Here is a 14,254-nt window from a genome sequence, read left to right on the forward strand (position 1 = left end):
CAAGACGCCAGGCACTCGCCGGGCCGTGTTACCGTCGCGCTCGTGGGATCGAAGCTCAAGCGCGTGAAGGGCCTCCACAAGATCGACGCCAAGGGCAACGTCATTCCGGGCAAAGTGTCCGAACTGATGCTCGACTTCGCCGCGCCGCTCATCGAGGCGCTGGAACGGCCCCACAGCATGGACGATCTCCGGCGCGTGTTCATGGCGGCGAGCGTCTGCTGGAACCTTCCGGTGCTAGAACGCACAGGTGACCCTGAGCAAGTAAAGCTGCGGAGCATGCTCGACGAGGCGATGGCGAAGATGCCGGCCGAGCTTCGCGTCCTGGTGAAGCAACTGCTCACCGACCGCGAAAAGAAGTACCGCCACATCCCGTTCTTGGTGAACCTCCGGGTGGAAGCGGACGGCTCTGGCTTTCGTCTTGTCGCCGAAGCGCGCGAAGCTCCGAAGGCTACGCCATGAGCGACAAGATCCCCTGGGCCGGCACCATCACCGGCGTTCAGCCCCGCATCCGGCTCACTCGCTCCTTCGACCAGAGCAGCCACTCCTACCTCGGCTACGTATTGCGCGTGGACGGAACCATCGGGGGCGAGCAGCGCGAATTCGTTGTCGCCATCGGGAAGGCTGCTCAGGTCAAGCATGCCTTCCGAGCGGGCGACCAAGTCTCGGGCGAGTCGGAGCCGGTGGAGGACGCGCGCACCGAAGTGGCCGAGTTGTACAAGACCGCTCGGCTCAAGCTGGTGAACCGACCGGCGACGGACGCTTCATCGCCGCCGCCATGGCTCGGTGTTCCGCCGCCGGATCTCGAAGTCTACCGAGCGCGAGGCCATCGCCGCCTGGACCCAAAGACGTACGACTCCAAGTGCGGCTCCTGCATGTGGGGCGCGAAGATGGCGGTCGAGATCGTCATCGACCAATGGGATCAATCGAAGGTGAAGTGGCGGGTCGAGACCTTTTGCTATGGGCCGAAGTCTTGCTCGGTGTATCGGCCGGGGGCGAGACGACAAGTGCCTGGCAGGAAGGGCATGTCGTATCTGGAGGACGACTGGGTGGATGAGGAGGCGACGAGGCATCGGGGGCCGGACGAGTGAGACACCTACACACCAAGTGAGCTTGGTTACGAGCAACCGCCAGAGCGCGATCCACCTCCGTGTGCCAGCCTGGTCGTCCTCGCTGGTGATTGCCGGCAAGTCAGCCGTGGACTCTTGCGAGGCGCTGGGAATCACCGCTACCATGGCGGCGTGGGACGATTTTCGGGGCCGTTACTGGGGGCGCTGTTCGCGTCCGCACTCGCCGCAAACTGTGGCGGCTCGACCTCATCGGCACATCGTTCCCCCGACGCCTCCGCGGGTGGCAGCAGTGGCTCCGGTTCGGGGAGCGGATCGGGGGCCCACCCAGACGCTGGCGACGCTGGCGGCGCAGGTGGAGTGCCCGACGGGGGCTGCAACCCTTCAGCATGCGACGCGGCCTGCGCGGCAACTTGCAGCCCAGATCCAGGGCTTGGAATGTGCACCGACGGCAAGTGCAAGTGTGAGTGCTTCGTGTAGCGCTGGAGGGAGCCCATGGAACGCATCCGATCCGGATTGGTCTCGACAGTTGCCCTCCTGGCAGCTCTCACGGCCTGCAATCCCACTCGCCCGACCCTCGATCAACAAATAGTCGAAACCGAGCTTCAAGACGCCGAGGTTCAGGTTGCAGCCACCGACCCGAGCGAAGAGTTCCCCGACGGGCGGGTGTACATGAGCGCCAACAGACATCTCTATGCGAGCCTCGACGGCGCGGGATCGTTTGTTGCCACGCGGTGGGACGACCTGGAAGGGATCAACGCGGATTGTCCCCCCGCGATCGGCTTCCGTGGGGACACCGACGTCGTTGTGCCGCGCGCGGTGCTCGCGCCAGGAGGGTTTCAGCACGCATACGCGGTGGCGCTCTACGGGTTCATACAACCCGGCGCGCTTGCCGTGGTTCGCACCGGTCCTTCGGGCCGGTTCGACGAGCCCGGCATTCAGTGCAAGTTGGTGCTCGCTCCGGCAGACGTCGGCTTCGCCGACAAGACTTCGGCCGCGCTCGACAACTTCCTCCAAGACGCCCTCTACGTCACCTACCAGGATGGCAGAAAGCGCGTTCCGCCCAACCCACCGGCGGCGGTGGGTCACATCTGGCTTCAGAAGGTGAACCTCTCCCCGTCCGATGGATCGCTTGGCTTCGCGGCGTCGCCGCAGATGCTTCAAGCACCAGGCGAGGATGGCCCCGCGGAGATGATCTGGGGTAACTGCACGCCCCAGCCAGTGGAGGACATGGGACGCGGCAACCTGTACGCGACCCCAACCGGAACGTTGTATCTGGCGTTCAGCAACAACTTGGCCGCAGATCCGGAATGCGGACCAGAGTGGCGTCGCATCTATGTTTCGAAGCTCAACGGCCCCAATCGCTTCATCTCGTGTGTCGATCAGTACCTGACCAGCGACTGCGCGTCGCAGGGCCACATCGAGGAGAGCGACCCCGAAATTGTCGTCGATCCGCAGAGCCAAAAGATCGCGGTCGTCTACTCCAAAGGCCCGCTCATCTCGTTCGACCCACCGCTGGTCGTGCCACGGCGGATCTCGTTGGCAACAGCGCCGCTCAGCGGTCAGGGTTGGAATCTGCAAAATGTCTTCGATGGGCAGCTCTCGGACGCGGATCAAACCCAACCCGCGATTGCGCTTTCCACGTTCACCGACTCGATTGATCGAGTGTTCTCGGGAACGATCTTCGTGACTTGGTACCAAGCGACCGCCGGCGGCAGGGTCGAGCGGCGAACCCGAGGGTTCTTCAGTTCAGGCGCTGGGTGGCAGTCCAACACCGCGGCCTTCGAGATCTCGGGTTCGAGCTTTTTCCCCATCAACCCCCTCGCACCGTATCCAGAAAGCCGCGGCGTCTACGAGTACCAAGGCGTTGCACATCACCCAGGGTTGCTCGGCCAGACCGGCGGGTGGATTGGTGCGTGGACGCAGCCCTCACCGGGCACGCTTGTTGAGCCACAAGACGGCGACTTCAGGATCGCGTTCGCGACCTGGTTGTGAGGCGGCGACCGTGGCTCGTTTCCCGAGCTGGCTGCGAGTCGGGTTCGGCTCAGTCGCCGTCGTGTTGGGAATTGCGGCCATGCTCGCGTGGAGGCGACCTGAATCCCCACCGCGGGCACGGCCAACAATCACCGCGACCACGGCAAGTCCCCCGGAAGCCGTCGCGCTGCGGGCCCTGCCTTCGGTCGCACTTCGATTCGAGGACTCCCACGAACGCGCTGTTTCTGACCCAGGCACGATGACGTGCGGAACCGACCCGTGCAATCTAGCGACGTCTTCTTGTTGCATGTCCCCTACCCAGGCGGCGTGCGTCGCGCGAACTCAGGGATGCCCAGCGGACTTGCTCCAATTCGAATGTGATGAGGCCGCGGATTGCCCAAAGGGACACGTGTGCTGCGTGCTTGGCTCTTCGGTGCGCTGTGCCCCAACCTGCGACGCCGAAGCGCGGTCGCCGTTCCGCCAACTCTGCAAGCACGATGGTGAATGTGCATCGGGTGCTTGTGTCAGGAAGCGAGCAGGTCAAACGGAGTTCTGGAGTTGCCGGTGAATCAGATGATGCGTACAGCTCTACTTGCGGCCGTTTGGACCGTGTCGTGTGGGGGAGAGACCACGCACACCGACCGGCCGCCCGCCTCGGGCTGCCCAGAGTCGGCGGTCGAGGTTGATTCGAAGCTCGGCACCTTCTGCATTGATCGAACCGAGGTCACCGGTGCCAGGTACTCTGAGTTCCTGAAGGAGCCGCCACAGTCCCAGCCGGCGTTCTGCAAGTGGAACGAGTCCTACGTGCCGACAGCCAAGTGGCCAACCGCGAGTCCAGAGACACCGGTCACCTTCGTCGATTGGTGCGACGCACGCGCCTACTGCGAGTGGGCTGGAGGCGATCTTTGCGGCGGCGCAGAAGGGAGCACTCTCGACTACTCAGACGGCAGCGACCCGAACGCAAGCCGTTGGATGGCGGCCTGCTCGCACGACGGTGAACGCGCCTACCCCTACGGGGACAAGTACCAACCGACCGCGTGTCGTGGAGAGGGCCAGCTTGCACCAGTCGTCGCTGGGTCACTCCCGATCTGCGAGGGGGGATTCACGGGGATGTTCGATCTGAGCGGCAACGTGGGCGAATGGGAGAACGCATGCGATCAGTTCGTCGATCGCTGGGACACGTGCAACGTCCGCGGCGGTGCCTTCTCAAGCAGTGGCGCAGAGCTGTCGTGCGGCGCGTGGGCATACGACAATCGGTTCGCGAAGACCGAGGCTGTCGGGATTCGCTGCTGCTACGAATTGCCGTAGGGCGACAGCCAGCCACCGCATCAACGATCTTCTCAACACCCGCTGGCCCTCAGAAGATCAGCCGAGCCCTGTTTCGATCTCCTCGAAGGCCGACCGCAGCGATGCCGTGCCCGCTCGACCGCCGTACGCGACCGGAATGCAAGCTTGCCTCGCCGCTGCGACGACGGGCTCGTAGTGCTTGTGCCCGATGAGCCCGTGCAAGATCACCACGGCAGCCACATTGCCCTCTCGGATGCGCCGCTCCAGCGTTGACGTCGAGCCCGTGCTGCCGGCCGAGGTTTCGATCCATTCCACATCAAAGTCGATGCGCTGGTGAAGCTTGTCGAGCTTCTCGGGCTTTCGCACGCCGCCGAGCAACACCACCGCCCTGTCGGCCGCCCGCTCGGTAAGACGCGGTAGCTCCCACAATTCGACCTCGTCGTCGTCGTCGTCGTCGTCGTCGTCGCCGTTGGTCACCTGATCGACGATGGCTTTGGGGATCTGGATGCGCTGGCGAAGGGAGTCGGGCTCGCCGGCTTCGAGGCGCAGGCGGCGCTCTCGCGCTTCGATGGCCTTCTGCCGCCAATCGCCCTGGTGCTGGCGGCTCAAGCCGAAGATATTCGTCGTGCCGTGGTCGTAGGCGCACTTGGTGAGCGCACGGAAGACGAGGCCGAGCTTGTTATCGGGATCTGCAACGCCTCGCTCCTGGAGGTCACGCGCACGAGCGGCCAGCTCCTCGGCCACTGCACGGAAGAGGGGCGTGGGAAGCGCCGGGAGTTCGTAGCCGCGCATGTCACTGACGAGCCGGAGAACCTCAGGGTCTGCTTGCTCCCTTGGTGGCGCGCGTTCGGGCCGAGGATTGCTGGGCGCGCTCTTGGCCATCAGGTCGCCGAACGAAGCTGGTGGAGGTGGCGTCACGTCAGGCTCTTCTCGTGCCGGCACCTTCGGCTCGGGGCTCGCAGTGGAGAGGGGCCTGGTGTTGGCCAGCTCCGGAAGCGCGTCGATGATGACCTTCAGGTCTCGGGCGGCATCTTCTGGCGAGCAATCCACAGCTGGCGCATCGAGCCCGTGCTGGCGAGCGAGGTCGGCAGCGGCACCGGCCTGCACGGCGCGCTCGTACCGGTCGGCGGCGGCGTGGAGCTTCTGGGCAACGTCGGCGGCGGCTTGCGCTCGGCCGTCGAGCTTCGCGCGCAGGGCTTCCATCACCTGGGCCAGCGGGTTGTCCTCGCCGTGAGCCATCGCCTTGGAGATCAACGATGCGCCGCCGACGGCGATTCCGCCATGACCGGCACCGGCTGCGCGTGAAGGGGCGTGAAGGGGTGTGAAGGGGTTCCGGGCGGCCACCCCTTCACGCGATTGCGCCTGGATTCCAGGGGGTTACGGCGGAGGTGAATAGGGTGACGGGTATTACCCCGTTAGAGATTGAGAAAAGGGGAGAGGAAGAGGGAGAGCACATGGCCGCCCGATGAGAGCGCGGTGTACTTCGCGCCCAATAGCGTCCGACCCCCTTCACACCCCTTCACGCTCCAGAAGGCCGCGAAAACAAAGACGAAGTCCGTGAACCCGAGCCCCTTCACGGGCCTTCACCGCTTCACCAACCCCTTCACGCTCGAAAAAGATGTCGAGCGGAACGGGCATTGCGCCGCATTCATGTAGGGCCTCGAAAAAAAGGTTCGCTCTGTTTTGGCTCGCGAGTCGTGACGCGGGCCAAAACTTTGTCGAGAGCGTCTATGCATATTCATGCAGATAGACATGAGCGAATTAAAACGCATCACGATTTGTCTGCCGCGTGATCTGGTCGAGGACGCCAAGGAGATCGCCAACGCTGCTCCTGGCATCTGCTACCAGACACTGCTTCGAGATCTGCTCGTGCGTGCGTTCAGAGACTACGCGAGGCACGAATGCAGAAACTCAATCACGATGACGATAGATCAACACAGAAACGATGGCTGACCCCGCTCGCGCTCCAGCTCCTGGACGCCGAGAACCTCGACGCTGAAGTAAAGAAGCTCGTCGAGGAAAACCCCGAAGCCAACTACAAGCTCCAGGTGCAGGAGGTCTTCGTCGCGCGGGGCATGGAAGTGCTCGACGCCAATGAGAAGGCCGACGAGCTGCTCCGCCGCGTCTCGACTCCACCGCCCGCGGAAGCCGATTCCGCGCCGCCGCCCAAAGCCGAAGCGGCGAACGACAATTCCGCCGGTCTGGCACTGATCGATGGGCTCGATGCAGCAGCCAAGGAGCCGGCCAAAAAGAAGTCGCGCAAGCCGAAGGCCGCTACTCTGGCGACGCTCGAAAAGCTCCTGACCGACCGGACTTACGTCTACGACGGACTCTTTCGCTTGAACGAGATGACCGGCGAGATCGAGCTGACCAAGCGACCGCCATGGCACAGCAACGGCAAGACGCTTGAGGAAGCTGACGTGTCCGAGTTCCGAGCGCGGGTCGAGAAGCAACAGCAGCTGATCGCGTCGTCGAACCTTGCCTGGGAAGCCATCGCCATGGTCGCGGCCCGCAAGGCGTACAACCCCCTGCGGGAGTACGTGCAGGGCCTGGAGTGGGATGGCGTGAAGAGAATCGATACCTGGCTGATCGAGCATGCGGGGGCCGATGACACTCCGCTCGTCCGTGCCATCTCGGCGAAGTTCCTCATCGCCATGGTCGCGCGAGCCATCGTCCCTGGAGCGAAGGTCGATACTATGCTCGTCCTCCAAGGCGAACAAGGCGTGCTCAAGTCGTCGCTGCTGAGGGCGCTTGCCGGCGACGACTGGTTCAGCGACGCCGACATCGACTTCCACAACAAGGACTCGTTCGAGCTGCTGCGCTACTGCTGGCTGGTCGAGATGGGCGAGCTGGCCGCGCTGAACCGCCGCGACGCCGAGACGGCCAAAGCATTCATCTCACGGAAGGAGGACATGTTCCGACTCTCCTACGGGCGAAAGAACCAACGCTTTCCGCGCCACTGCGTCTTCGCCGGCACGACCAACCACGACGAATTCTTGCGCGACCAGACCGGCAACCGTCGTTACTGGGTCGTGCCGGTCAAGCAGTGCGACCCAGATGGCGTGAGCAAAGTGCGCGACCAGTTCTTCGCCGAGGCGCGCGTCCGTTACGAACAAGGGGAAGCCTGGTATCTCCCGCCCGAGCTTGAGCGCGAGCTGACGAGGGCACAGGAGTCGGTCATGCGCGAGCCGATGTACGCGCCGCTCATCGCCGCCGAGATCGAGCGCCTCGGCATGTTCCGCACCGTTCAGCCCGTGCACGCGCTCATGGACAGCCTGAAGGTCCCGCACACGCCGCAGAACGAGCAACTGTTCACGGCGGCGCTTCGGCATCTCGGGTACAGGAGGAAGCACACGCGGAAGGGCAACATGTGGGAGCCGAGCGAGGAACTGCTCGCGAAGCACTCGCCCCTGAGCGCACCAGACCCCGAGACCGCCGAAGAGCGTTGACCGCCAGAGAGAGCGCGCGAAAAAGACAAACGATGTCGGGCGTGTCCCACTGTCACGGGTGTCACGCCTGTTTTCTCAGAGGCGCGCGAAAAAGAGAAAAGTGGCGCGGCCCAATCCCCTTTTTTCCTCTTCTTTCAAACAATCACTGAAAACTGCCGTTACAGGTGTGACGGCTCCGAATCCGGCGGAAAACATGCTGGATTGGCCGCACCACTGCCCGTGACAGAGGCCGTGACAGGCGTGACAGCTTCGGTACCCTGCTCATGCCGTGCGCCGTCTGCGCTCGTACAACCACCGCGTCTTTCAGACCCCCGATGGGCCGCGCCTGATGGATGTGGCCCGCTCGCAGCTCGTCCGCAACCTGCCCGAGGAGTACGTCCGGCAAGATGTGCTTCGCTCGCTCATGTTGGAGTACGGCTACCCGCGACTGGCGCTGCTGTCCGAAGAGCCGGTTGCGCGCGGCACCAGCAACCGCCAGCGGGCCGACGTTCTCGTGGAGCTGCCCGCCGAGGTAAGGGACGTCCACGAGGTCATCGTTCGAGACGGGCTAACTGCCAACGATGAGCCAGACCCCTCCTACGCCAGCATCGTCGGCGAGCTGAATGCTCGGCTCGGCGATCAAGAGGCCGTCCGCTTCGTGGAAGTGCCGGAGGCCCTCGACGTGACGGTGAGCGGCAAGCCCGTCGTCTGCCGAGTATTGGGCTTCAAAGAGGAGGGGCAAGCTCTCGGCCTGTGGCTCCGTCTGGCCGAACCCATCGACGGGCTGCCTCCGGAGCTGTGCCTGCACGTCTTGGGCTACGGCATGACGCGCCAGGAGCGGGAGGTCGCTCGCTCCCTTGGACTTCCCGCCGCAGCGCCGAATGCCACCGTGAGCGAAGAATTCGACGCCGAATTTTCGGAACTCTTCTTGATGGACGAGGGACTGAATATCTCTCCGGGAGGAAGCGTTGCCGAGACCAATGTTCGCGGGTGGGCCATCCTGCGCACCGATTGGCGACACTGGTACGGAGCGTTGTGCCTCATCGACACCAGTTCGCGCGCCTGGGAGCAGCTGTTGGGCGCGCGGGTGAACCAGCTGCGCCGAGTGCCGCTTCACGACGGCAGCGGACGCATGGCACACCGAGACAACCTAGATGCTCTCCGCTCCGGGGAGCGAGTGTTCATCCTGCCGTGCGATGATGGTCTACCCGTTGAAGGCGTGGTTCAGGAGATTACCGAGCATTCAGTACTCGTTGATCGCGGCGAGCAGGGCACGGTCGAAGCGACCCTCACGCTGCAAGCCAACCACCCATGGGTGATGGGGCGCGTCCCCACCGCGGAAGAATCGGTTACCTCGACAGCAGTTCACCGGAGGGATGATCGCGAGCGGACGTTCATTGTGGTCGAGTGCAAGGCTCCGCACGTCTCCTTCTCCGAGGAGGTCAAGAACCAGGGACTTGGTTACGCAAGGACGCGAGGCGCAAAGTTTCTGGTGCTAACGAACGGTGATTGGCGTTCCGCCTTCTTTCTGGACGGCCGAGAAGCAGTCGAGGTCGAGGACATACCGACCTACATTGAGGCCCTCTCTAATCGCCGCTACGAGGTCACGGCATTGAAGGATGAGCGGAACTACGAACCGCTACCCACAGTCGCCGTCATGGATCCCGACTTCGTACGATTCCACGCACGGAACCGTACCGTGATCGGCGCGGACGTACCCGAGCACATCTGGCGGCCAATCCTTGTGCTCGACGACATCCTGCTCCGGAACGCTCCGCTCTTCCGCGAGCCGCAAGCAGGTTTCGGCGTCACTCTTGCCGAAGATCTCGGCCTCAAGTGGCACGAGCCAGGCGACGCGGGGGGCGGAACGTTCCCTGGCGAGTACCGCGATTTCCTCGTTCGTGATGCTAAAGGCCGCGAGGTTGTGTTCGGTCTTCGAGTCTCCAGTTCGCAGAAGACGGTTGGCCATCCGACATGGGGCAATCGCACTGGTTCCAGCATGCTGGTCTGCTGCCTATCGTTCGGCTCCGTCTACCACCCCGTCATGGTGTATCGCCTCGATCGCTTCCTGGAGGTTCGCGGTGAACGCATGCACTTCCGGCACTCGGGCGTGGCCACCGTCGGCAAGGGGGCGGCCAAGGCTGACGAGCTGTTGGCGTTCGTCAGCCACCGGGAGCCCGAGCTGGTCAGCGCCGGCCGTATCGTTCTTGGTAGCCTGCCGCTTCGCTCCGACGCTGCCTGGGACGAGATGAGCGACTGGGCCCTGCGCCTGGCCAGATACGTGGTCCTCCGGCATGCGTTCAAGGAGGGTGTTCGGAAGCAGCGTCGGAGTGGCTCGCGGCCTCGGTGACCCGGCGGCTACCCGGCCGCCGTCTCGTCCGCATCCTCGTCATCCTTCACCAGCGACAGCGGCACGCCCGACACGATCTGCGCGACGCGAGAGTCCACGGCCGCGTGACCCTGCTCGACCGCGCGGTACAGGTCGGACTGCGCAGCCCATGTACGGTCGTGTTGCTGCCTTTCCTTGCCCTGAAGACGAATGAGATCCGCGATGCTTTCGGCCACGGCCTTCATGCCCCGGCGGTATTCGTCGCTCTTGACGAATTGCAGGAGCTTGTCCGCCTTCCGCGAACGCTCGGCGTGGGTGCCGGCCGTCGCTGCACCTCGAACGACGATCACCTGCCGAAGCGCGCGGACAACGCTGGCCACGATCGTTGGGTGCACCACGGCGACGTCCTTCTCGAACGTTAGGTACTTCTTGCCGGCGGGGAAGGCGGTCGAGACGAGCACTGCTTGCGCCCCATGGTGAAGCGCCAGCGACTTGCGAGCCTGCTTCAAGTAGTCGGTTGACCACTTCGCGACGTTCTTGACCTCGTAGATGATCACGCCGCACGTCCTGCCTTGCTCGCGGACTTCGTGCCGGATGTCTGCGGAGCCGCGGCTCTTGCCGATGCGCTCGATGATGTCCGTAGGGAAGGCTTCCTGGAGCGCGCGTCGGATGTCGGCTTCGCCAATCTCCCCCTTCTCGTCCGCCGTCAGCCGCTCCAGCTTTCGGCGCAGCTCATCGTTCTGACGCATCAACTGGTCTTGCAGCCGATCTTGCCGGCGACGCTCCTCAGTTCTGGCCTTGGTCGCGGCGGCTTCCTCGACGCTCTTGAGCTTCGCCTCGTACTGCTTGCGTGCCTTTGCTTCCGCCGTCCGTTCAGCCCGCCGCAGCTCGGTTTCGAGCTGTCGCTGAAACTCGGCCTCGCGCTTTGCCGAGAGCTTCTCCAGGTTTTTCTCCGCGCGAGCCACGGCGGACGGATCGGGCAGCGGCTGCTCGCAAACCGGGCACTTCCTGTTCTTCGTCATTGGTGGCTCCCGAGCAGGGGCAGGCTCGCCACCCCGCGTTCGAGAAGGATACCACCGGCGCTACATGTGGGCCCGCATGCGTCGCACAGCCTCCACCGCCAGCTCCTCTGTCGGCACCGTTCCGTCCTCATGCATCACCCCAACGGCTGGCTCCCCGAGCTTGCCCACCGAGATCATCACCATCGGCCGCGCCCTGGTGGTGAGCTTCCCGGCGGCGTCATGCTCCGACATCGTCACGCGGGCGGCAGACCATCGATACTTTTCGCCGTCCACCTCGATCTCGGCCCATGGCGTCAGCGGCAGGTAGAGCTTGTCGTATCGTGCCTCGGGCCGCGTGACGACCGTCGGCGGTGATGGCGGACGGATGATGTTCGCGCAGAGGTCGATGCACTCGTTGCAGATGAACACCACGGGCAGCTCGCCGGCCGGCTGTTTCCCACCGCCCTGGATCAAGCGCTCGACCTCACCCTTGCTTTTGCCGCAGAACGAGCAGCGCTCCATCGCCATCGAGCGTATCATGTTGGGCATGGTGCGTTCGGCACGGCTCCGGGTGATTACGCTCGCCGCCGCGCTCACCATCGCCTGCGGGAACACTGCTTCGGAGTCGATCGGCACGGACGCCGCCAGCGACGCTCCCAACGCCACCGACGCAAAGAGTGAGCCCGCGCCTGTCGATCCCAACTGCCACGACGGCGACATCCTGTGGGACCTGCCGACGGCCTCGTGTGTCGAAGGGGCTTCTTGCGAGATCCAGCGCAAGAGCACGTGTCCAGACGGTACAATATTGGTCTACCCGGCTATCTGGGCCTGTAAGTGCCCGAGTGGATCATGGAGCTGCGAGAACATCGGAGGCGGCTTGCACCTGCCGATGTGTCCTGATGCTGGAACCGATGCTGGAGTGGACGCCGGTGATGCGACCGACTGAACGGGAACGGCAGGTTCACGCGACTGCGGAACTGCTCGGCATCGTCGGCGTCGTGCTTTGCGCCGGCTGTTCCTCGGACGCATCGGAATCCAAGGAGCCCCACTGCGAGCCCATGAGTCAGAACGGCATCACGGCGATCATCGAAGGCCAACCCTTCGACCTGAAGTGCGGCATCGTCGTGGCGGGCGGTGACCACGACGGAGAGCAACTCTGGGCCGATGCTCCGGAGGGGATGACGATGCGCTTCTCCAGCTCGCCGATGGATTGCGCGATGAGCACTTGGGGAAAGTTCGTCGAAGCCTCTATCTGGGCGCGAGAGCCGGGAACCTACGACTGGGCTCAAGCTCTCATCTGGGACGCAAAGCGAGAGAAAGTGATTGGCTATCCCGACTTGTCAGCCACCATCGTAATCGACGAAGTCACCGACACGAGCGTGAAGGGAAGCATCGACGTTCATTACTACCTGGAGACGAGCGCGGTCGGCTCGTTCGAGGTGAAGAAGTGCTTCTGAGGGGCGGCGCTGCATAACCCTATCCACTCCGGTCGCCCTGTTGTCGCCTACCATCACGCCGCAGCCACTTTCGGCGCTCGTCGCGCACTCTGACGACCGAGAACGACGCGATGTTCGTCGCCTTGGCCTCCGGCTACCATCGCGAGAAGCACGGCGATGCTGTCTTTGGTCGTTCAAACACGTTCGGCGGGGAGGGTTGTTCGCTGGGATGACTTCAGGCGAGGAGACTTGCGCGACGGCACGGGCATGATGACCACGATGCTGACCGACGTCGTCTGCGACGCTATCGAGCACTGCCGCAACCATGACCCTTTGCTTCGGTTCCACGTGTTGCGCGCGAACGGTTTCTGGTCTGCGAAGTTCGACGTAATGCTCGAAGGCGCAATGTTCCGCGTCTGCTGTGGACGCCGGCTGGTCAGAGGTGGCTTCCCCTTCAATCCCGCCGCCGCAGAGGAGCCGAAGAATTACGACGTCCTCGTGAGTGCAACTTCGACCGTGGATGGTTTCGAATCCTCGCTGACTGAGCTACTCCAGTCTCGCTACGTTTGTCGGCCCGTGGTGCTTCCTCCGGAGCACGCCAGGCACCTCGGATCGCAACGGCCGTAGCACCAGAGTTTTCTGAAAGGTTTTCGACCAAGAACCATCGATCGCTGACATGCCCAGGGGTACGACACCGCTCCTACGCCACCCGACTTGCCGTCATCCAGGTTCGCGCTACTTGTTGGCGCGCCAATGGACGAGCCGACCGCGACCGAGATCCTGGAGCACCTGCCATACGCCCTCACGCACATCGACGGTGCCATCTGGGCCTGCGAGTTCATCGCGGCCAATCCACGCACGTCCATGAAGATCAAAGTCGGAGGGACTCCGGTCGCCGAGCACGCAGGCTTCTTCCCCTTGACGAATGCGCTCGCCGAGACCGGCCTGGTGTGCAACCGCAAGGTGGTGGAGTTCCTGGGCATCAAGCTCAGGCGAAACGAAGACGTTCTCTACGCCGTGGACGGTGACCGTTCAGGCGACGACGCGGGCATCGAGCAGATCGGTGGAACGCGGCTCAACGTCGAGGAGTACCTGACGTTCGGCCAGGGCGCTCCCGATGTCGTTCGCGCTGCATGCGTCCACGCTCTTCGCTCAGCATCCAAAGGTGTCGCCCACTTCACGAATACGCCCAATTTCAAGGCGCACATGAAGCCAACGGTGCTCTGCCTGACAACCACCCTCGAAGCTGTCGAAGAATGCGCCTACCGACGCACCGGCCGAGAGGTGCCCGACTACCGGGTGTGGTCGCGATGGCCTACCGAACCCCGAGCACGCGAACAGGCGTCCACTTGCCCGTGGCCCTGGACTCATGTGCGCAAGTTCTTGAAGCGGCAAGGCTTCAATCCGGCGCGACCATTAGGTAGCTGCTCATGGCGAGGGACGCGATGAAGGCCGCGTGGAGTCTTTCCGGTCGTTCCCTGACTTGGGCCCAGCGCGAGCTTCTGGGAGAGCTTCGCCTCGGCCCGCATCACATCACGAGATTGCAGTTCCGCACCGCGCTTGCCCTTGAGCACCGCGGCCTGATCGAGCGTCACTCAGGCGCAGCTGTCTGGCAGCTCACGACGGAGGGCAAACTCGTGGTGCTCGGGATGGGACTGGTCGCGCCGAAGTGGAATCCGAGCTGGAACCGGTCGGCGCTGATGTGAGCTACTGCCGGCGCAGACCGCAACACGAC

Annotated in this window: 12 protein-coding genes and 1 pseudogene; 10 read left to right on the top strand and 3 right to left on the bottom strand. The window is 63.8% G+C overall.

Annotated features, from left to right (window positions below; genetic code table 11):
* Positions 1 to 42: 42 nt before the first annotated feature.
* From HS104_11510 to HS104_11525, 4 genes are all read left to right on the top strand, one after another.
* Positions 43 to 459, top strand: a complete 417-nt coding sequence (locus HS104_11510) for a hypothetical protein (GenBank protein MBE7480594.1) — start codon at positions 43 to 45, stop codon at positions 457 to 459.
* The gene (locus HS104_11515) at positions 456 to 1,088 is read left to right on the top strand and encodes a hypothetical protein (protein MBE7480595.1); all 633 of its coding nucleotides are present in this window, start codon (positions 456 to 458) and stop codon (positions 1,086 to 1,088) included. The genes HS104_11510 and HS104_11515 overlap by 4 nt, the downstream gene beginning before the upstream one ends.
* A gap of 471 nt (positions 1,089 to 1,559) precedes the next feature.
* Complete coding sequence (locus HS104_11520; GenBank protein MBE7480596.1) at positions 1,560 to 3,059, top strand: hypothetical protein; 1,500 nt, start codon at positions 1,560 to 1,562, stop codon at positions 3,057 to 3,059.
* Positions 3,060 to 3,611: 552 nt separating this feature from the next.
* Complete coding sequence (locus HS104_11525; GenBank protein ID MBE7480597.1) at positions 3,612 to 4,346, top strand: SUMF1/EgtB/PvdO family nonheme iron enzyme; 735 nt, start codon at positions 3,612 to 3,614, stop codon at positions 4,344 to 4,346.
* A 57-nt stretch (positions 4,347 to 4,403) separates the two neighbouring features.
* On the opposite strand, the gene HS104_11530 is transcribed toward HS104_11525, so the two are convergent.
* The gene (locus HS104_11530) at positions 4,404 to 5,669 is read right to left on the bottom strand and encodes a hypothetical protein (protein ID MBE7480598.1); all 1,266 of its coding nucleotides are present in this window, start codon (positions 5,667 to 5,669) and stop codon (positions 4,404 to 4,406) included.
* Between the two features lie 557 nt (positions 5,670 to 6,226).
* Here HS104_11530 and HS104_11535 point away from each other — a divergent pair.
* Positions 6,227 to 7,774, top strand: coding sequence for a hypothetical protein (locus tag HS104_11535; protein MBE7480599.1), 1,548 nt, complete (start codon positions 6,227 to 6,229; stop codon positions 7,772 to 7,774).
* Positions 7,775 to 8,042: 268 nt separating this feature from the next.
* Positions 8,043 to 10,103, top strand: a complete 2,061-nt coding sequence (locus HS104_11540) for a type I restriction enzyme HsdR N-terminal domain-containing protein (protein ID MBE7480600.1) — start codon at positions 8,043 to 8,045, stop codon at positions 10,101 to 10,103.
* An 8-nt stretch (positions 10,104 to 10,111) separates the two neighbouring features.
* On the opposite strand, the gene HS104_11545 is transcribed toward HS104_11540, so the two are convergent.
* The gene (locus tag HS104_11545; protein ID MBE7480601.1) at positions 10,112 to 11,104 is read right to left on the bottom strand and encodes a hypothetical protein; all 993 of its coding nucleotides are present in this window, start codon (positions 11,102 to 11,104) and stop codon (positions 10,112 to 10,114) included.
* A gap of 363 nt (positions 11,105 to 11,467) precedes the next feature.
* Positions 11,468 to 11,623: pseudogene (locus HS104_11550) on the bottom strand (hypothetical protein).
* A gap of 371 nt (positions 11,624 to 11,994) precedes the next feature.
* On the opposite strand from HS104_11550, the gene HS104_11555 reads away from it, so the two are divergent.
* The 4 genes from HS104_11555 (at position 11,995) to HS104_11570 (ending at position 14,225) form a co-directional block, all read left to right on the top strand.
* Positions 11,995 to 12,540 carry a hypothetical protein gene (locus HS104_11555; GenBank protein MBE7480602.1) on the top strand — a complete coding sequence of 182 codons (546 nt, stop codon included), beginning with the start codon at positions 11,995 to 11,997 and terminating at the stop codon, positions 12,538 to 12,540.
* Positions 12,541 to 12,696: 156 nt separating this feature from the next.
* Positions 12,697 to 13,146, top strand: coding sequence for a hypothetical protein (locus HS104_11560; protein MBE7480603.1), 450 nt, complete (start codon positions 12,697 to 12,699; stop codon positions 13,144 to 13,146).
* A gap of 126 nt (positions 13,147 to 13,272) precedes the next feature.
* The gene (locus HS104_11565; GenBank protein MBE7480604.1) at positions 13,273 to 13,968 is read left to right on the top strand and encodes a hypothetical protein; all 696 of its coding nucleotides are present in this window, start codon (positions 13,273 to 13,275) and stop codon (positions 13,966 to 13,968) included.
* Positions 13,965 to 14,225 (top strand): hypothetical protein, encoded by a 261-nt coding sequence (locus HS104_11570; GenBank protein ID MBE7480605.1) that lies wholly within the window; start codon positions 13,965 to 13,967, stop codon positions 14,223 to 14,225. The genes HS104_11565 and HS104_11570 overlap by 4 nt, the downstream gene beginning before the upstream one ends.
* The last annotated feature ends 29 nt before the right edge of the window (positions 14,226 to 14,254 follow it).

The sequence above is a fragment of the Polyangiaceae bacterium genome (assembly GCA_015075635.1).
Lineage (GTDB): Bacteria > Myxococcota_A > Polyangia > Polyangiales > Polyangiaceae > JADJKB01.

Coding starts and splice junctions, on each gene's coding strand:
- HS104_11570 (MBE7480605.1), top strand. CDS start 13,965: ATGAAGGCCGCGTGGAGTCTTTCCGGTCGTTCCCTGACTTGGGCCCAG.
- HS104_11520 (MBE7480596.1), top strand. CDS start 1,560: ATGGAACGCATCCGATCCGGATTGGTCTCGACAGTTGCCCTCCTGGCA.
- HS104_11535 (MBE7480599.1), top strand. CDS start 6,227: ATGCAGAAACTCAATCACGATGACGATAGATCAACACAGAAACGATGG.
- HS104_11560 (MBE7480603.1), top strand. CDS start 12,697: ATGCTGTCTTTGGTCGTTCAAACACGTTCGGCGGGGAGGGTTGTTCGC.
- HS104_11555 (MBE7480602.1), top strand. CDS start 11,995: ATGCTGGAGTGGACGCCGGTGATGCGACCGACTGAACGGGAACGGCAG.
- HS104_11525 (MBE7480597.1), top strand. CDS start 3,612: ATGATGCGTACAGCTCTACTTGCGGCCGTTTGGACCGTGTCGTGTGGG.
- HS104_11565 (MBE7480604.1), top strand. CDS start 13,273: ATGGACGAGCCGACCGCGACCGAGATCCTGGAGCACCTGCCATACGCC.
- HS104_11515 (MBE7480595.1), top strand. CDS start 456: ATGAGCGACAAGATCCCCTGGGCCGGCACCATCACCGGCGTTCAGCCC.
- HS104_11545 (MBE7480601.1), bottom strand. CDS start 11,104: ATGACGAAGAACAGGAAGTGCCCGGTTTGCGAGCAGCCGCTGCCCGAT.